This window comes from Pseudomonas sp. ok266, from assembly GCF_900110195.1.
Lineage (GTDB): Bacteria > Pseudomonadota > Gammaproteobacteria > Pseudomonadales > Pseudomonadaceae > Aquipseudomonas > Aquipseudomonas neuropathica.
Genome location: NZ_FOCU01000009.1, coordinates 18336 through 35024, shown reverse-complemented (window position 1 = coordinate 35024; position 16689 = coordinate 18336). Strand labels below are relative to the sequence as shown.

Annotated in this window: 18 protein-coding genes; 6 read left to right on the top strand and 12 right to left on the bottom strand. The window is 60.9% G+C overall.

Features of this window, described 5'->3' with window-relative positions:
- The first annotated feature begins 180 nt into the window (after nt 1-180).
- On the top strand, nt 181-996 hold the full coding sequence (locus BMY54_RS17690) for an alpha/beta fold hydrolase (RefSeq protein ID WP_093435053.1): 816 nt from the start codon (nt 181-183) through the stop codon (nt 994-996).
- Nucleotides 997-1147: 151 nt separating this feature from the next.
- Here BMY54_RS17690 and dsbG read toward each other — a convergent pair whose 3' ends face one another.
- The 4 genes from dsbG to BMY54_RS17670 form a co-directional block, all read right to left on the bottom strand.
- The gene (gene dsbG / locus BMY54_RS17685; protein WP_093435051.1) at nt 1148-1918 is read right to left on the bottom strand and encodes a thiol:disulfide interchange protein DsbG; all 771 of its coding nucleotides are present in this window, start codon (nt 1916-1918) and stop codon (nt 1148-1150) included.
- Entirely contained in the window at nt 1894-2775 is an 882-nt protein-coding gene (locus BMY54_RS17680) for a TlpA disulfide reductase family protein (RefSeq protein WP_093435049.1), read from the bottom strand. The genes dsbG and BMY54_RS17680 overlap by 25 nt, the downstream gene beginning before the upstream one ends.
- On the bottom strand, nt 2775-4541 hold the full coding sequence (gene dsbD, locus BMY54_RS17675) for a protein-disulfide reductase DsbD (protein WP_093435047.1): 1767 nt from the start codon (nt 4539-4541) through the stop codon (nt 2775-2777). The genes BMY54_RS17680 and dsbD overlap by 1 nt, the downstream gene beginning before the upstream one ends.
- A gap of 97 nt (nt 4542-4638) precedes the next feature.
- A complete protein-coding gene (locus BMY54_RS17670; RefSeq protein ID WP_093435045.1) occupies nt 4639-5331 on the bottom strand; it encodes a hypothetical protein in 693 nt (230 codons plus the stop codon).
- 246 nt (nt 5332-5577) lie between these two features.
- On the opposite strand from BMY54_RS17670, the gene BMY54_RS17665 reads away from it, so the two are divergent.
- The 5 genes from BMY54_RS17665 (at nt 5578) to BMY54_RS17645 (ending at nt 10144) form a co-directional block, all read left to right on the top strand.
- Complete coding sequence (locus tag BMY54_RS17665; protein WP_034155191.1) at nt 5578-6258, top strand: response regulator; 681 nt, start codon at nt 5578-5580, stop codon at nt 6256-6258.
- Nucleotides 6258-7580, top strand: a complete 1323-nt coding sequence (locus BMY54_RS17660; RefSeq protein ID WP_093435043.1) for an ATP-binding protein — start codon at nt 6258-6260, stop codon at nt 7578-7580. Before BMY54_RS17665 ends, BMY54_RS17660 begins: the two co-directional genes overlap by 1 nt.
- A 215-nt stretch (nt 7581-7795) precedes the next feature.
- On the top strand, nt 7796-8281 hold the full coding sequence (locus tag BMY54_RS17655; protein WP_093435041.1) for a GNAT family N-acetyltransferase: 486 nt from the start codon (nt 7796-7798) through the stop codon (nt 8279-8281).
- A gap of 142 nt (nt 8282-8423) precedes the next feature.
- Entirely contained in the window at nt 8424-9836 is a 1413-nt protein-coding gene (locus BMY54_RS17650) for an aspartate aminotransferase family protein (protein WP_093435039.1), read from the top strand.
- Nucleotides 9837-9919: 83 nt separating this feature from the next.
- Entirely contained in the window at nt 9920-10144 is a 225-nt protein-coding gene (locus tag BMY54_RS17645; protein WP_038364139.1) for an MbtH family protein, read from the top strand.
- 177 nt (nt 10145-10321) lie between these two features.
- Here the strand turns inward: BMY54_RS17645 and BMY54_RS17640 are convergent, their stop codons facing one another.
- Genes BMY54_RS17640 through BMY54_RS17605 form a run of 8 tightly spaced genes read right to left on the bottom strand, consistent with a single transcriptional unit; the run spans nt 10322 to nt 16585 of the window.
- Nucleotides 10322-11227 (bottom strand): metal ABC transporter substrate-binding protein, encoded by a 906-nt coding sequence (locus BMY54_RS17640; RefSeq protein WP_093435037.1) that lies wholly within the window; start codon nt 11225-11227, stop codon nt 10322-10324.
- Nucleotides 11228-12127, bottom strand: coding sequence for a metal ABC transporter permease (locus BMY54_RS17635; RefSeq protein WP_007917717.1), 900 nt, complete (start codon nt 12125-12127; stop codon nt 11228-11230). It abuts the gene before it with no gap.
- A complete protein-coding gene (locus BMY54_RS17630) occupies nt 12127-12975 on the bottom strand; it encodes a metal ABC transporter ATP-binding protein (protein ID WP_093435035.1) in 849 nt (282 codons plus the stop codon). The genes BMY54_RS17635 and BMY54_RS17630 overlap by 1 nt, the downstream gene beginning before the upstream one ends.
- Nucleotides 12972-13901, bottom strand: coding sequence for a metal ABC transporter substrate-binding protein (locus BMY54_RS17625; protein WP_093435032.1), 930 nt, complete (start codon nt 13899-13901; stop codon nt 12972-12974). The genes BMY54_RS17630 and BMY54_RS17625 overlap by 4 nt, the downstream gene beginning before the upstream one ends.
- Nucleotides 13902-13936: 35 nt before the next feature.
- Complete coding sequence (locus BMY54_RS17620) at nt 13937-14512, bottom strand: DUF6162 family protein (RefSeq protein ID WP_093435030.1); 576 nt, start codon at nt 14510-14512, stop codon at nt 13937-13939.
- Complete coding sequence (locus BMY54_RS17615) at nt 14509-14850, bottom strand: hypothetical protein (protein ID WP_093435028.1); 342 nt, start codon at nt 14848-14850, stop codon at nt 14509-14511. Before BMY54_RS17615 ends, BMY54_RS17620 begins: the two co-directional genes overlap by 4 nt.
- On the bottom strand, nt 14847-15389 hold the full coding sequence (locus BMY54_RS17610; protein WP_093435026.1) for a thiamine pyrophosphate-binding protein: 543 nt from the start codon (nt 15387-15389) through the stop codon (nt 14847-14849). Before BMY54_RS17610 ends, BMY54_RS17615 begins: the two co-directional genes overlap by 4 nt.
- The gene (locus BMY54_RS17605; RefSeq protein WP_093435024.1) at nt 15386-16585 is read right to left on the bottom strand and encodes a PepSY-associated TM helix domain-containing protein; all 1200 of its coding nucleotides are present in this window, start codon (nt 16583-16585) and stop codon (nt 15386-15388) included. Before BMY54_RS17605 ends, BMY54_RS17610 begins: the two co-directional genes overlap by 4 nt.
- Between the last annotated feature and the right edge of the window lie 104 nt (nt 16586-16689).

The following is a 16689-nucleotide window of genomic DNA, read 5'->3' as shown; positions in this document are numbered from 1 at the left end:
CTCTAGTGCCTGCACTGGCCTCATCGCGAGCAGGCTCACTCCTACAGGGGAACGCATTCCAAAATGTAGGAGTGAGCCTGCTCGCGATGAGGCCGGTACATTCATGTACATTTCCAAGGTTGACGATAAAGAACCGGCAGCTCAGTCTGCCGGTTCTCTTTTTTGTCGCGGGGGTGGTCGATGCCTTTTTTCACGGTGGACGGACAAGCGCTGCATTACATTGATCAAGGCACTGGTCCGGCAGTTTTGCTGGCCGGCAGCTATCTGTGGGATCACGCGATGTGGGCACCGCAGATCGCTGCGTTATCGCCGCACTATCGGGTGATTGCACTGGATTTGTGGGGCCATGGCGAATCGGGACAGTTACCTGAGGGCACAACATCCCTGGACGACATCGCCCGTCAGGCGCAGGCCCTGCTTGATCATCTGGATATCGACCGTGTCACCCTGATTGGCCTGTCGGTCGGCGGCATGTGGGGCGTGCGTCTGGCGTTGTCGGCACCGCAGCGGATCAACGGTCTGGTGTTGATGGATACCTACGTCGGCGTCGAACCTGAACCCACCCGTCAGTATTACTTTTCGCTGTTCAAGCAAATTGAGGAAACCGGCGAAATCTCCGAGCAATTACTGGATATCGTCGTGCCGATCTTCTTCCGTCCGGGCATCGATCCGCAGTCGGCGCTGTATCAGGATTTCCGCGCGAAACTGGCGGCGTACTCTTCGGATCGGCTGCGCGAAAGCATCGTGCCGATGGGGCGAATCACCTTTGGCCGTGATGATTTGTTGCCACGGCTGGGCGAATTGAACGCAGCGACCACGCTGGTAATGTGCGGCGATCAGGACAAGCCGCGACCGCCGTCCGAAGCAAAGGAAATGGCCGAGTTGATCGGTTGCCCGTGGGTGCTGGTGCCGGAGGCGGGGCATATCTCCAATCTGGAGAATCCCGAGTTTGTAACGGAGGTGTTGTTTACCTTCCTCAGCGAGCGCAACCGTTAGACCGAGTAATCGTTCTTCGTCGGAACGCCGTCCGGAGACAGGCTCGCTCCCACAGTGACCGCATTGAACACAGAGTCTGTGAACACATTCGATCCCTGTGGGAGCGAGCCTGCTCGCGAAGGCGTCATTTCAGGCGCCAACAAACCCGGAATTATTTAGGCCCGAGAATCTTCGCCAACTTGTCCGGCGAAGGCGCACCTTGCTGCTGTTGCAACTCACCCTTGTCATCCATGTAGAAAATCGCCGGCGTCGCCTGCAAATCCAGGTCTTCCATCAGTTGCATGTTCGCTGCCAGTTTGCTCTGCACGGCCGCCGGAATATCTTTCAGCGCTTTCAGTGAGCTGCCCTTGCCAGCCTTCTCGTGATCTTCCAGGGCCTTGGCCGGATCTTTCGCCGCCAGCAACGCGGCCGACTTGCCCGGGCTGTCTTCGCGAATGATGCCGACCATGATGTGCCGCAGTTGCACCTTGCCAGCCTTGACCCATGGCCGCGCCTGTTCCCAGAACATGTTGCAGTACGGGCAGTTCGGATCGCTGAACAGGTACACCGTGCGCGGTGCATCCTTGTTGCCGTCCTGAATCCAGTTGCTCGCCTCGAATTTGGCCCAGACTTCCTTGGCCATCGGCGCGTAAACCAGTTTTTGCAGTGGCTCGCTGCTCAGGTCTTTACCGTCGGCGTCGTACAGATTGCCCAGCAACACGTGTTTGCCATCCGGGGTCAGGTACAGCGCCATGCCGCGATTCTGATACTGCGCCGCATACCCGCGCAGGCCATCGGGGGCGTCGAACTGGCCGACGATTTTCGCGCCTTTGGCTTCGATCTGCTTGATCGCCGCAGGCAACTCTTCAGTAGCCTGCACCGACGGCAAGTGCAGCAGGGCGGTGCCCAGAGTCAGCGTCAGCAGGTGGCGGAGGCGGGGCATGGCAGTTTCCTTGCAGAGGTGGCCGGTGCAGTGGCCGGGTTCGAATTCGGGGTTGGGGCGGCGAAGTTTTCCAGCGCGCGCGCCAGGCTGGCGTTGGACAGCTCACCCAGGTGGCTGGTCAGCAGCCGACCGTCAGGGCTATAGAACAGCGTAGTCGGCAATGCCATGGAACCGACGGCCTGACCCAGCCGACCACTGCGGTCGAACAGCACGTTATTGAGGCTCAGGCCCTGGGTTTCGAGAAACGTCGCCACGCTCTGCATGCTTTCGGCTTGGTTGACGAACAGGAAGGTCAGGTCCGGGCGTTGCATCTGAGCGTTTTCCAGCACCGGCATTTCGCGACGGCACGGCGGGCACCAGGTCGCCCACAGGTTGATTACCAGCGGGCCGCCCTGATAATCACGGAGCTGAATGGTTTCCCCGGCCGCATTGCGCAGGGAGATGTCCGGCAGCCGGGTGCCTTGTTCGTAGAGGTTCAACGACAGTGTCGCCAACAGCCAGAACGCCAGGCCGCTGGCCACGCCAAAACCCAACGGGCGACGCAGCCCTGGACGCCGCCAGCCGCGATACAGGGCGACCAGCAACAGCACGATCACCCCCGGCCAGGCGAGGAAACCACCGTCGCGCAAATCGATGATCTGCCACGGGTCATTGCGATAGTGCGACCAGTACAGCAGCACAAAGGCAATTCGCGCCGCGAGCATGCCCAGCAGAAACAGGCTGAACAATGCTGACTCGGGGTTATCACCGCCACGCTTGGCCACCCGCCAGCCGACAAAGGTTGCCAGCGCCAGGGCACTGATCAGCAGCAGGTGGTTAAGCGCGATGGCAAAGGTGCCGAGGGTGAAAGTCAGCATTAATGGGCATCTCGGGTGGCAGTCCAGTGTTGCAGGAATGTCTCGGCGTCGACTTCGCCAGTGATGCGCTGGCTGCGGCGCTCCAGACCATCAGCACCGATCCAGATGAACGTCGGCGGTCCCGGGACTTTGTAACGGCTGAGCAGTTCAGCGCTGGCGGCATTGTCGTCGGTGACATCAAGCCTGAGCAGGCGCACGTTGCTCAGCGCCTGCATCACGTTGTCCTTGCCAAACACCTGCTTCTCCATGATCAGGCAAGACTTGCACCAGTCGGCGTAGTAATCGAGCAGCACCCACTGACCCTGAGCCTTGGCGGCATCGAGTTCGCGTTGCAGCGCCGCCGGCTCCTTGATCGTGGTGAACGCTTCATGACCCGAAGGCGCGGTGGCGCCAGCACGACCGGCACTGTAGACCTGCAACGGTTGATACGGATCATCGCTGCCGCCCGCCGCACCAATCACCAGCAAACTGCCCCACAGCCCGAGCAGCAGCGAACTGGCGCCGAACAACTGCGCAACGCGGCCAAAACCTTCGGACTGTTTCCAGGCGCAGAACGCGGCGATCAACAGCAGCGCACCGCACAGGCCCAGCCATAACGACGCATCCAGCACCGGGCGCAACATCACCAGCGCAGTGGCGAGGAAGAAGAATCCGAACACGCCTTTGAGCAGGTTCATCCACGCACCGGGTTTGGGCAGAAAGCCATTGCCAACGGTCACCAGCAACAGCAGCGGCACACCGATGCCGATGCCCAGCGAAAACAGAATCAAACCACCGTGCAGCGCGTTGCCGGTCTGCGCGATATACAGTAAGACACCCGCCAGTGGCGCGGTCATGCACGGGCCGACCAACAGACCGGACAATGCACCGAGCGCTCCGGCACCGATCACGCTGCCACCGCTGCGACTGCGCGAGGCGTGTTCCAGGCGATCGCGCAGGGCCACCGGCAATTGCAGTTCAAAGAAGCCAAACATCGGCAACGCCAACACCACGAAGATCGCGGCAAAGGTCCCCAGCAGCCATGGATTTTGCAACCAGGCCTGCAGGTTCGCGCCGAGCAGCGCGGCAATCACGCCCATCGCCGCATACACCAGCGCCATGCAAATCACATAACTGCCGGCCAATACGAATCCGCGACGCGGAGTGGCACCACTGCCGACGACCATACCGGCCAGAATCGGCAGCATCGGCAATGAGCACGGCGCAAATGCCAGCAGCAAGCCGAAACCGAAAAACGCCAGCAAGCTCCAGCCCAACGGGTGTTCTTGCAGGCTGCTGGCCATGGCTTGATCCGGTGCCTGGTCGTTCGTTGTCGTTGTTACCGCTGTCGCCGCCGGTGTTGTCGTGGCTGGCGCTTTACCGCCCAGGTCGATGACCCGGGTTTGCGGTGGATAGCAAAGGCCGGCATCGGCACAGCCCTGATAGCCGACCTTGATCTGCCCCGTGGCCGAGGCTGGAATTTTAATTTCCAGCCCTTGGCGATAGACCGGTTGCTCTCCGAAAAACTCGTCGCTATGGGATTCGCCTTCAGGCAGCGCGGGCTGTTGCTCTGCGCTCAGCCCTTCGAATTTCAGGCGTTTCTGATACAGGTAATAACCGTCGGTGATTTGCCAGAACAACTGCGTTTCACCGGATTCGAGGCGTTCGGATGTGAGCACGAATGCCTGGTCGACCGGCAGAAACTCCGGTTTTGACTCAAATGGATTGTTCCCCGCCTGGGCCAGGCTGGAGATCAGCAGAGCAAACAAAAGAAAAAAATGACGCATGGAGGAGCCTTGTCCCTGTGCAAGTAAGACGCAGAATGGGCGGCGGCGATTAACCGATAATTAACCGTATCCTACAAGGCCCTCCGGCTTCGGCCAATCAGCCGCGCAGCAGTCCGGGCCAGTTCTCGTCATTGATGGTTTGTGGGCCGGAGACCAGACGGTCGGACTGAATGTTGTAAGTCAGGTATTGGTTGTTGGTCAGGAAGATGTACCAGTAGCTGTCGGCAAAAGTCCGGTCATTTTGCGCTGCCGTGATGATCCGGTCCTTGTACGGTTGCAGCGCGCCAAGTTGATGATCCCCGAAGGATTTGTAAGTCAGGGTCTTTGCCTTGTAGTTAAACGATAGATAGTGCCCATCGTTGAGGATGAATCTGAACAGGAACGGGTGACCGGTTAGTTGAAACCAGGTGCCTGCGATGATTTTGTCGAAGTAGGGCAGTATTGGCTTCCAGATTGAATCGGAAACTTTATAGAAGGCATCGACCTTGTCTTTGTCTTGATTGTATTTACACACCACGGGTGTTGTTCCCTGATAGAAGAACAACCAGGCAATATCTTCATCGGTCGGGGTGTTCCAGCCGAATGAAGTGGTTGTCAGTCCGAAACGCAAGCCTTTGGCATAAGGACCAAAGCTGTCCCAGCTATCGGTAACCGGGGCGGGGTAGTTGGTGGATACCTTGTTGTCAGCGAGATCGAATCGAGAATAGGTGTCGCTGTCCTTGAAGAAGAAATAAATACGGTCGGGGCCGGAGCGCCAATCGATCGCGACGAAGTTTTTTAGTTGAGGCATGTTCATTAAGTCCTTTTAAAAGTTGTAGGTAATCGCCAGCTGAAAACTAAATGATTGAAGGCGTCTTACAAAGGGAGGAATTGTTTCTTTATTCGTGGGGAGAAGTTTTTAATGCGGCGTGACTATAGGTTTGCGCAATCGGGCGGCACCGGCTTTTGCGCCCGGCTTCCCGTATGCGTCGGTGACGGCCATAATTGCGCCTTAATCCTCGCCTGTTTCACTCGCCTTTTTGTTTCCGGAGTACCCATGCACGTACTGGTTTGCGAAGACGATGAACTGATCGCCAGCGGTATTGTTGCGGGACTCAGTGCCCAAGGCCTGACCGTCGAACACGTCAACACGGCATCGAAGGCCCGCGCGATACTTAAAGTCGCCGAATTCGACGTGATGGTGCTCGATCTTGGCCTGCCCGACGAAGATGGCCTCAAGTTGCTGCAACAACTGCGTCAGAGTGGCCTGGAGATTCCAGTGCTGATCCTGACCGCGCGCGACTCGGTCACCGACCGCGTTGACGGCTTGCAGGCCGGGGCTGACGATTACCTGCTCAAGCCGTTTGATCTGCGCGAACTGTTCGCCCGCCTGCAAACCCTGTTGCGCCGGGTTGCCGGGCGCAGCGTCAACCTGATCGAGCATGGCGCGCTGACGTACGATCCGAGCAGCCGCGAAACCACCCTGGCCGGGCAACCGGTGGACTTGTCGCGCCGCGAGCAATCGCTGTTGCAGGCGCTGCTGCACAATCGTGGCCGGGTGCTGTCCACCGAGCAGTTGAAGGACAGCGTCTACGGCTTCAACGATGAGCTGGAAAGCAACGCGCTGAACGTGCACATCCATCACCTGCGCAGCAAACTGGGCAAAGGCATCGTCGAAACCGTGCGCGGTCTGGGCTATCGCCTCGGCCCGGCCGACGGTGGAGATCAAGGCAAGTGATGAGCCTGCGACTGCGCCTGAGCCTGACCCTCGGCGCCGCGTTTGCGCTGATCTGGGCGCTGGCGGCGGCCTGGATGCTCAGTGATCTGCGCAATCAGATGATGTTTTCCCTCGACCAGCGTCTAGTGGCCTCGGCGCGCATGGTCGCCGGGCTGCTGGAACAGTTGCCGACACTGCCGAGCAAAGGCGAGGGCACGCATTTCAGTGCCGAACAACTGAATATCCCCGGCGGCATGGCCTGTCAGGTCAGCTCGTTGCGCGGGGAAATACTCGCGCGCAGTCACAATAATCCCGAACAAGCGCTGGAAGCCGAGAAAATGGGCTTCCATGACCAGATGATCGATGGCGCGCCGTGGCGCAGCTTCACCCTGGCCCGGGGCGATGTGCGCATCACCACGGCCGACCGGCAGATCGAGCGCGAAGCCCTGAACATGTCGATCCTGCTGGCGGCGTCGGTGCCGGTGGGCGTGGCGCTGCTCGGCTGCCTGTGCCTGTTGTGGCTGGGCATCGGCCAGGGGCTGGCGCCGCTCAACCGTCTGCGTGAGGCGCTGATGCGGCGCAATGCCGACTCGCTCGAGCCGTTGCAGATCCAGACCTTCCCCAGCGAATTGAAGCCGCTGCTGGAAACGCAAAATCAGTTGTTTCAACGCATCGGCAAGACCATCGAGCGTGAGCGCCGTCTGACCGGTGACGCAGCACATGAACTGCGCAGCCCGCTGACGGCGATCAAGACCCACCTGCAAGTTGCGCGCATGACCGACGGCAGTGCCCGCGATCAGTCACTGGCGCGGGCCGAGGAGGGCGCCGATCGCTTGCATCGCACCCTCGAACAGTTGTTGTTGCTGGCGCGGGTCGAGGGCAGCCTGTCGTTCGATGACGGTTCGCAGTGCAGCGCCGAGCAAGTGGCACGCCTGGCGATCCAGGACGCCACCGGTGGCGAGCACCAGCGCATCAAACTGCAACTGCCGGCCGGGCTTAGCGCTGCACCGCTGCACATGCCGGCGGTGCTGTCGATCGCGGCGCTGCGCAATCTGCTCGACAACGCCTTGCGCCATACCCCTGAGGACTGCGCAGTCGAACTGAGTCTGGAAACCATTGGCAACCGCGTGCGGTTTGTCGTGCGTGATCATGGCCCGGGCATTGCACCGGATGATCTGCAACACCTGACCCAACGCTTCTGGCGCAACGGCCAGAGCACCGGTTGCGGCCTTGGCCTGGCGATTGTCCAAGCGATCGTTCAGCGCTGCGACTGCGCCCTGCATTTCGACAGCCGCCCGGATGGCCTGCGCGTCGAACTGACCATGCCATTGCAGCCTGTCTGACCTGACCACAAATCCCCTGTGGGAGCGAGCCTGCTCGCGAAGACGGCGGCACAGTCAGCATCCAAGTGGCTGACAAAACGCGTTCGCGAGCAGGCTCGCTCCCACAAGGGCGGATGTGTTGGAACATCAAATGTAACTTTTCGACATTCGCTATCCGGCAGGGGTGGGGGTAAGGTCAACGCAGCTTTGACTCAATGGATTGAGGGAATTGCGCCATGGAAGCACCCATCTGCATTCGTCCCGCCACACTGGCCGACGCCGGCATCATCAGCCGCATCATCGAACGTTCGATCCGTATCGGTTGTGCGCTCGACCACCGTAACGATCCGATACGGGTCAGCACCTGGATCACTCAGCAATCCGCCGACTTCATCAGCGCCCGCCTCGCCGACCCGCACTTCTATTTATGCATGGCTTTACTGGCGGACAAACCGGTCGGTGTCGGTATGGCACAGGCCAGTGGTGACATTTCCCTGTGTTACGTGCAGCCAGAATCCTTTCGCCGGGGCGTCGGGCGCGCGTTGATGCACGATCTGGAAGGCTGGTTGCGGGTTCGCGACGTTGCTCAAGCGAATCTCAACAGCACGCGCACCGGCCGTGCTTTTTATCGCCGTCTGGGCTATCGCGAGTCAGCGCCGCCCGTCGAATACCAAGGCGTGCAGACCCTGCCCATGCACAAGTCGTTGGCAGCGCCGGCCTGACAACACGATCACGGGCTAAATCCTCAGGCCCCTTAAGCGTTTCCAGAACAGGAAAACCTGCAAGTGCGCTCCGCGATTGGAATGCGCACCTGTCCGGTGTGCTGTTTTGGTCACTATCCATAGCCAATTGAGGGGTCGAGAGATGTCAGTCGCCACCAGCCTTATCGAAGAGTCGTCGGCCCGGGTTACCTCGGCGCCGGCCGAAACGCTGTACCAGTTCAACGAATCGCCATTGCTGGCTCGTCAGGCCCGGCAGGAGTCCAACGCGCGCAGCTATCCACGACGCATTCCATTGGCATTGAAGCGCGCCAAAGGCCTGTATGTCGAAGACGTTGAAGGGCGCACGTTCATCGACTGCCTCGCTGGGGCCGGCACGCTGGCGCTGGGGCATAACCACCCGGTGGTGATCGAAGCGATCCAGCAGGTATTGGCCGATGAATTGCCATTGCATACCCTCGACCTGACCACGCCGGTCAAGGATCAGTTCGTCCAGGACCTGTTCGGCCTGCTGCCGCCCGCCCTGGCGGCGCAAGCGAAAATCCAGTTCTGCGGCCCGACCGGCACCGATGCCGTGGAAGCGGCATTGAAGCTGGTACGCACGGCGACCGGGCGCAGCACCGTGCTGTCGTTCTCCGGTGGTTATCACGGTATGAGCCAGGGCGCGCTGAGCCTGATGGGCAGTCTGGGGCCGAAAAAACCGCTAGGTGCGTTGCTCAGCAATGGCGTGCAGTTCATGCCGTTCCCGTACGACTACCGTTGCCCGTTCGGCCTCGGTGGCGCGGCGGGCGTGAAGGCCAACCTGAGCTATCTGGAAAACTTGCTCAACGACCCGGAAGCCGGCGTGCAACTGCCCGCAGCGGTGATCGTCGAAGCGGTGCAGGGCGAGGGCGGTGTGATTCCGGCGGACATCGAGTGGTTGCGCGGCTTGCGCCGGATCACCGAAAAGGCCGGCGTGGCGTTGATCGTCGACGAGATCCAGAGTGGTTTTGCCCGCACCGGCAAGATGTTTGCCTTCGAACACGCCGGTATCACCCCGGATGTGGTGGTGTTGTCCAAAGCCATCGGCGGCAGCCTGCCATTGGCCGTGGTGGTTTATCGCGACTGGCTCGACACTTGGCAGCCGGGCGCGCACGCCGGCACCTTCCGTGGCAATCAGATGGCCATGGCGGCAGGTTCTGCGGTGATGCGTTATCTGGTTGAGCACAAGGTCTGCGAACACGCTGCTGCCATGGGCGAGCGCCTCAGCGAGCACCTGCACATCCTGCAACGGGACTTCCCGCAATTGGGCGACATTCGTGGTCGCGGCCTGATGCTCGGCGTCGAGCTGGTCGAGCCGAACGGCACACCGGATGCGCTCGGTCATCCGCCGGCGTCTGCGCGACTGGCGCCGCTGGTCCAGCGCGAATGCCTCAAGCGTGGGCTGATTCTGGAGCTGGGCGGTCGCCATGGCGCAGTAGTACGTTTCCTGCCGCCGCTGGTGATCACTGCCGCCGAAATCGACCGTGTCGCGGAAATCTTTGGCCGTGCTTTGGCCGCTGCCACCGCTGCGCTGTAAATTTTTCGCCGCGCCGAACGTTCTTTCTACATACCCGGCTGCACTCAGCGTGCAGCCCACCCTTATAACGATGGAGAACCAGCATGACGTCAGTATTCGACCGCGAGGACATCCTCTTTCAGGTCGTGGTCAACCACGAAGAGCAATACTCGATCTGGCCGGACTACAAAGCCGTGCCGCAAGGCTGGCGCACCGTGGGCAAGAGCGGCCTGAAAAAGGAATGCCTGGCCTATATCGAAGAAGTCTGGACCGACATGCGTCCGCTGAGTCTGCGCCAGAAGATGGAAGCCCAGGCCGCCGCGCAATAAGCGGCCGGGCAAAAACAAACCCGCTGGACTGGAAACAGTCAGCGGGTTTTTTCATTCCTTGGGTTTGTGTTTGCCGGGCTGGCCTCATCGCGAGCAGGCTCACACCTACATTTGGAATGCGCTCGCCCTGTAGGAGTGAGCCTGCTCGCGATGAACGATAACGCGAGCAGGCTGAAACTAAGCCCCGCTCAAGCCCTTGAGCAGCAAATCAACATTGCCCTCCAGCTCCGCCACCGGATCTACCGCATCGGTACTCAACACCACCAAACGACTGCCTGACTCGACAATTGCCGCTTTCAGCGCCTCCGATGGCTGACGATGATGCAGCACCACCGCCACATCATTGTCCTTGAGCGTCGCCGTCAGTTTTTTCAGATCCTGCGGCGTCCATTCCGCATCAGGGCGTGGATCCTGGCCAACCAGCTCCAGATTCAGACTACCGATCAGATAACCAAAGTGATCACTCAAACTCATCACACTCAGATTGTCGGCACTCGCCAACCGCGCCTCGCTGTCGGCGCTGAGCTTCAGCAAACGCTGCTTCAACGTCGCCAGATTCGCCTCGATCGCAGGCTTGGCGCTAGGTGCCAGGCGCACCAGATCCGCCGCCATCACGTCCGCCATGCGCCCCATGTTGTTGCTCGCCAGCCATGGCTGGCTGTTCAAACCATCAACCTTCAGATCCGGTTGCACGGCAATGCCCGGCAGGGCGCCGTCGACCGGGCGCGCCGCGTCGACTTCAACGATGCGAATATTGCTGCGACGGGCGATCGGGTACAGCGAATCATCGGCCCACAGCGAGCGCACGCCAATCACCGCATCGGCGCTCGTCGCCAACTTGCTCAGCGCCGGTGCACCGCGCCCGGTGAAATAAGCGTTCTGCCGGCTGCCCGGCAAGTTCGCCGGTGCCGCACGTTCAAGCTGGACGTCAGTGCCTTTGAGCAGCACTTCGCCCAAGCCATAGGTGATCGGCAACGAGGCCAGCACTCGCAGCGGTTTAGTGTTTTCGGCGGCCATCAACGGCGTGCAGATCACGCCGCACAGGGTCATGGCCAAGGTCAGTTTGCGCAGTGAAAAAGTCATTTATCCAAGATTCCCTTTCAGGCTCGGGACAACCCCGCGCGCAATGGCGGCGAGGGCGAAGGCAATGCCGGCGACCAGAATGATCGCGGCGCCGGACGGGATCGGCAGATCAAACACGATCGGCGCGAGGATCCCGCACAGTGTGCTGACCGTGGCGATCAACACCGAGCACCAGAAGAAACCCTTGAGCGACTGGCTGAGCAAACGTGCCGCCGCCGCTGGAATCACCAGCAGCGCGCCGACCAGAATTGCGCCGATGACTTTCACCGCAGCGACGGTGATCAGCGTCACCAGAATCACGAACAGATAGTCCAGGGTCTTCACCGCCACCCCGCGCACCGCCGCCAGTTGCGGGTTGAAACTGGCGAGCATGATGCGGTTGTACAGTGGCAAGGCCAGGGCCATGACCAGCGAACCAACGATGGCCAATACCGCCAGATCGTTGCCGTTGACCGTGAGTACCGAACCGAACAGTACGTTCTCGAGAATGTGCACGTTGATCTTGCCCGCGAGAATCAGCAGCAGACTCGCGCCCAGTGCCAGTGACACCGAGAGGAATACGCCGATCAAAGTGTCCGGTGCCAGACCGGTACGGTTGCGCAGGTAATTGAGCAGGATGCCGAACAGCAGGCAGTAGCCGAACAGGCTGCCGTAGGGCCCGGTGTAAGGCTCGCCGAGCAGAATGCCGATGGCTACACCGGTGAGCGCCGCATGGCCCACCGCTTCGGAAAAAAACGCGAAGCGCTTGACCACTACCAGCGTGCCAAGGCCGCCGAGTACCGGGCCGATCAACAGGCCGGCAAGCAACGCATTGACCACGAAACCGTAGGCCAGCGCTTCCGGCAGATAACCAGACGAGGCCCAGCCTTGCACCATCAAACGAAAGGCTTCGTAACTCATCAGGCAGCGCTCCGTGGATGGGTCGAGAACAAGGTCAGCAGACGTTCCGGGGTCAGCGCCTCTTGCGGTGAGGCATCGAACAGCACGCGGCGGTTTAGACCCGTGACACGGCTGGCCAGACGCCCGACCGCTTCCAGATCGTGCTCGATCCAGAGAACGGTGATGCCCGCTGCACGCCAATCGCCGAGCAGACGTTCGAATACCTGAATCCCGGCTTCATCGAGGGCCGACATCGGCTCATCCAGCACCAGCAATTGCGGCGCCGGGATCAGCCCTTGGGCGAGTAGCACCCGCTGCCGCTCACCGCCGGACAGCGCGCCCATGCGGCGCTTGCGTTTGTCTTGCATGCCGACGCGTTCCAGCGCTTCACCAATGGCGCCGGCGTAACGCTTGCTCAAACCGAGAAACGCCGGACGTCGCTGGCACATGGCAGCCATGAAATCGTCGACGGTCATCGGCAGACCGCGATCGATTTCCAGCGCCTGCGGTACATAACCGATGGTGCCGGGTTCGCCGGGCCATTGCAGGCTGAGCTGGCCCTGATGGGGCATTTGTCCGAGCAGGGTCTTGATCAGCGAACTCTTGCCGCCACCGTTGGGGCCGACCAGGGCGTGAACGCTGCCGGGGTGCACCTGGAAGGTGACGTTATCGAGGATTGTCGTGCGACCGAGCGTCAGAGAGACTTCCGCAAAATCCAGAGTCGGTCCCAATCCTTGTGGGAGCGAGCCCGCTCGCGAATGCGGCGTGTCATTCAATACAGATGTCGGCTGATCCGGCGCCTTCGCGAGCAAGCTCGCTCCCACAGGGTGCTCGGTGTCCTGGAGGTTGAGGGTTTCTCTGGAAGTCATGCGCCAGACTCCTGAATCGCCCGCACCACGGTGTTGAGGTTGCCGGTCATTTCCTTTTCGTACTTGTCGGCGGTGTATTCGCCGTAGGAAATGTGCGACAGCGGGTACAGTTTCACGCCGGATTCACGCTGAATGGTGTCGACGTAAGTGGACGGGAAATCCATCTCCGAGAAGATCACTTTCACGTCCAGTTCACGCAACTGGTCAATGGTCTTCTTCAACTGGCTTGGGCTCGGCTCGATACCGTGGGCCGGCTCGACCACGGCGGTCACTTCCAGGCCGAACTCACGCAGCAGATAGTCGTAAGCCGCGTGCACCGTGGCCACGCGCAGTTCCGCGTTCGGCGCTTGCGTCAGTTTTGCCAGGGCGTCGGCGCGCATCTGCCGCAGGCGTTTGCCGTAGGCGCGGGCGTTCTGGGTGTAGGTCTTGGCGTTGTCTGGATCGAGTTTGCCCAGTTCGCGGGCAATGTTGTTGACCTGGGCAATGGAAGCGCTGATCGACAGGAACGTGTGCGGGTTCACCACTTTGCCGGCCCCGCGCGCGGCTACCCCGGTGGCCGCCAGCAACGGCACGTTTTCGTTGGCTTCGATGGTTTTGATGTTTGGCGTTTCGCTGGCGGCGATCATGCGGTCGGCGAAGTCGTCATGGCCAACGCCGTTGAGCACGATCACATCCAGCCCGCTGATGCGTTTGATGTCTTCGGCCCGTGGCTCGTAGGCATGCGGGTTGAAACCGGCCGGGATCAGCGGCACCACCTCGGCCTTGTCGCCGACGATGTTGGCCACATAGCTGTAGTAAGGGTGCAGGGTGATGCCGATGCGCAGGCGTTTGGCCTGATCGGCACTGGCCAACGGGCTCAGCAGGCAGGCACACAGGCCCAATAAAAAGAGGCGTAACAATGGACGGCGTGGCGATGAAATAGACATGGGCAAGCGGTCTTCTCTCGGAGGAGGGCGAGGAATCAATGGCGATGTTCGCGGGTAACCCCGGCATCGTATTGCGCGACGATCTGTTTCCAGCCGGCAGCGGACAGCGCCGCCGCAGTCAGTTGCGCCGGGGCTTGAGCGGCAGCATCGCGGCTGAGCCAGATGTCCGGCGCAGCCTTGTCGTCGGCGCTGAGCAGCATCACAAACGAACCGGCGACGGCCGGATTCTGGCTTTGGCCGAAATACGCGGCGTCCGCCAGCAATTGCCAGGCATGACCACCGCGGCTGACCGAACTCGCATCCTGGGCAAATGGCGCAAACCCTTCGTCGGCCAGATTCTGCGGCGTCGGCAGGGCTTGTTGTTCCTCGCGCAGCAAGCGGATTTCATCGAGGGTCACCCGCAGGTCGGCATAGATGCCTTGCTCGGCAGCACTGAGGTCGCGGCGTGCGTCGAGCTGGTGAGTCGCCACTGGCTCGGGCTCATGGGAAACCCCGCGCCACGCGACCACGGAACCGGCGACCGCGAGGATCAACAGGCACAACAGCAGCACATTGAGGGTTTCATGACCGGCACCGGCCGGGCGCACGATTTGGCTGGTGGGCGTACTCATGGGGCTTCGATATCCGCTTGGTCGATTTCCACCACGTGGCCCGGGCCCGCGTCGAACAGCACGTAAAATTCGCTGCCGGGTTTCTTGAACGTCAGTGTGGAATCGGCGCCGAGCTTGCCCGGCACCAGAATGGTTTCGTCGTAACCGATCACATCGAGGGTCACCCCCGGCGCACCGCTGCCGTCGGAGAACCCGCCGGTGCATTTGATCTGTTCGGCGTCGATGGCGGTGCATTCGCACATCGGATTGTGGGCCAGCGCACTGGCGCTGAAACCGGCGCACAGCACCAGCAGCGCGGCCTTCAAGCGCAGGCGGGAAGAGCGTTGGGAACACGTCATGGTTTGACTCCTTGTTTGTTCAGCCAGGCGAAGGTGGCGGGGGAGGCCTGACTCAGGGGAATCGAAGCCTGATGCATGCTGCCGTCCCAGCCTTCCATGGTGATCCACAGTTCGGCGTCGGGTCTGGTCTTCTCCGGGATCGGCATCTGCGTGCCCATGCGGTAAGGCGTGCCGAAGAAAATCGTACCGGCGGCGCGCAGGCTGCGTGGCTTGCCGATGCGCAGGTAGGTGGCCTTGACCTGCTCGACACAGGCATCGCACAGGGCCGCGCTGAAGTCTTTCATGTAGCCGGCCGGGCCAGTGAGCACCGGCGCTTCGTTGCGCAGTTCGGCCAGGCGCAGGCTCCACGGGCCAACCTGGATATTGCCGATTACATGTTGGCCCAGGCCGCTGTCACCGCGAAACAGCGAGGCGTCGGCGAAGTATTTGGGCATGAACCCCAGCGGGATCAACAGCAGCAGGACATTGATGTGGAAGCGCCATGTGTGCCAGAAACGCGCGAGTCGAGAAGGCTGTGCCTTGGTGATGGATCTGCTCACAGGCTGGCCTCCGAGGTTTCACGGCTCATCGCCGGTTGTGCCTTGAGGCGGTGTTTCTTGTCTTCGCGCTTCAACGCGTTGGCGGTGGCCAGCGCAGTGCGTTTGGTCCAGATCAACAAGCCGCTGAGGATCATCATGCTCAGGATCAAACCGAAGAAGAACCAGATCAGCTTGATCCAGATGCCGCCGAAGTCGCCGGTGTGCAGTGGCCGCATGGACTCGGTGACGAACTCCAGCGACGAACGATCGGACAGAAGCCGTGAAGCGGCGATGTCGCCGTTGTACGGATTGAGCGTGGCGGTCTGGAACATCAACGGATACCAGCCGCGCCCACCGACGCTCATGTGGCTGTAGGCATTGCCCGGCAGGCTGACGAAGCTGGCTTCCAGCCCCGGAATCTTCTCTTGCGCGAGCTCGACGGCACGGTCCAGGCTGATCCGTGGCGGCGGTGTGCCGGCGGCAGAGATCGGCACGCTCTCGCGGGACATGGCCGGAATGATCGGCTCGCTGGAAATGGCGATCTGGTTGTCGAACAGAATCGCCCGAATCAGAAACCAGATCCCGGTGATGGAAATCACCGCAATGAACCAGATCGACCAGATACCGCACAAGCGATGGAAGTCACCCCAGAAGATCCGCGCGCCGTGACGCACGCGCAGGGTCGGACGCAGAAAACCTTTCCAGAAGCGCTTGTAGACCACTAGACCTGTGATCAGCGACACCAGCATCGGCACGCCGAGGAACGACACCAGATACCAGCCCCAACTGAAACCGTTGGTGAACGGCACCAGCCACCAGCCATGCAGGGCGCGGGTGAAGGCCTTGAAATCGAACGTCGGGGCAGGGCCTTGAATCACCCCGGTGTAAGGATTGACGTAGACCGTCTGCGAACGACCGTCCGGATAGCTGACCGCAACGTCGAGGGCGAAGTGGGATTCGTCGGGACGACTGATACTTTCAACGAGGGTCTGCGGTTCGGCTGTTTTGATCGCTGCCATGATCTGGTCATAGCTGAGCAGCGGCGCATCGTCCGCAGGCTGGCTGGCGCGCATCTGCGGGTTGGCCAGCCAGACGATTTCCTGGCTGACCACCGCCAGCGTGCCGGTGACACAGACGATCAGGACAAAGAACCAGATCGGTAACGCCAGCCAGCTATGAACGAGGAACCACAGTTTGGAGCGGGATTTCTTCGACATGATTGCGCGTCTTGATAGCGGTGAAAGGGCGCGTGGCTACGGGCTTCGCAGCACGGCAGACCCCGAAAGACCGAACGTGGCTTTTGCCTACGCGAACGGCCTGC

What these genes read in the sequence shown, in the direction of transcription:
- BMY54_RS17690 (WP_093435053.1), top strand. Translation starts at nt 181, where the DNA reads ATGCCTTTTTTCACGGTGGACGGACAAGCGCTGCATTACATTGATCAA.
- dsbG (WP_093435051.1), bottom strand. Translation starts at nt 1,918, where the DNA reads ATGCCCCGCCTCCGCCACCTGCTGACGCTGACTCTGGGCACCGCCCTG.
- BMY54_RS17680 (WP_093435049.1), bottom strand. Translation starts at nt 2,775, where the DNA reads ATGCTGACTTTCACCCTCGGCACCTTTGCCATCGCGCTTAACCACCTG.
- dsbD (WP_093435047.1), bottom strand. Translation starts at nt 4,541, where the DNA reads ATGCGTCATTTTTTTCTTTTGTTTGCTCTGCTGATCTCCAGCCTGGCC.
- BMY54_RS17670 (WP_093435045.1), bottom strand. Translation starts at nt 5,331, where the DNA reads ATGCCTCAACTAAAAAACTTCGTCGCGATCGATTGGCGCTCCGGCCCC.
- BMY54_RS17665 (WP_034155191.1), top strand. Translation starts at nt 5,578, where the DNA reads ATGCACGTACTGGTTTGCGAAGACGATGAACTGATCGCCAGCGGTATT.
- BMY54_RS17660 (WP_093435043.1), top strand. Translation starts at nt 6,258, where the DNA reads ATGAGCCTGCGACTGCGCCTGAGCCTGACCCTCGGCGCCGCGTTTGCG.
- BMY54_RS17655 (WP_093435041.1), top strand. Translation starts at nt 7,796, where the DNA reads ATGGAAGCACCCATCTGCATTCGTCCCGCCACACTGGCCGACGCCGGC.
- BMY54_RS17650 (WP_093435039.1), top strand. Translation starts at nt 8,424, where the DNA reads ATGTCAGTCGCCACCAGCCTTATCGAAGAGTCGTCGGCCCGGGTTACC.
- BMY54_RS17645 (WP_038364139.1), top strand. Translation starts at nt 9,920, where the DNA reads ATGACGTCAGTATTCGACCGCGAGGACATCCTCTTTCAGGTCGTGGTC.
- BMY54_RS17640 (WP_093435037.1), bottom strand. Translation starts at nt 11,227, where the DNA reads ATGACTTTTTCACTGCGCAAACTGACCTTGGCCATGACCCTGTGCGGC.
- BMY54_RS17635 (WP_007917717.1), bottom strand. Translation starts at nt 12,127, where the DNA reads ATGAGTTACGAAGCCTTTCGTTTGATGGTGCAAGGCTGGGCCTCGTCT.
- BMY54_RS17630 (WP_093435035.1), bottom strand. Translation starts at nt 12,975, where the DNA reads ATGACTTCCAGAGAAACCCTCAACCTCCAGGACACCGAGCACCCTGTG.
- BMY54_RS17625 (WP_093435032.1), bottom strand. Translation starts at nt 13,901, where the DNA reads ATGTCTATTTCATCGCCACGCCGTCCATTGTTACGCCTCTTTTTATTG.
- BMY54_RS17620 (WP_093435030.1), bottom strand. Translation starts at nt 14,512, where the DNA reads ATGAGTACGCCCACCAGCCAAATCGTGCGCCCGGCCGGTGCCGGTCAT.
- BMY54_RS17615 (WP_093435028.1), bottom strand. Translation starts at nt 14,850, where the DNA reads ATGACGTGTTCCCAACGCTCTTCCCGCCTGCGCTTGAAGGCCGCGCTG.
- BMY54_RS17605 (WP_093435024.1), bottom strand. Translation starts at nt 16,585, where the DNA reads ATGTCGAAGAAATCCCGCTCCAAACTGTGGTTCCTCGTTCATAGCTGG.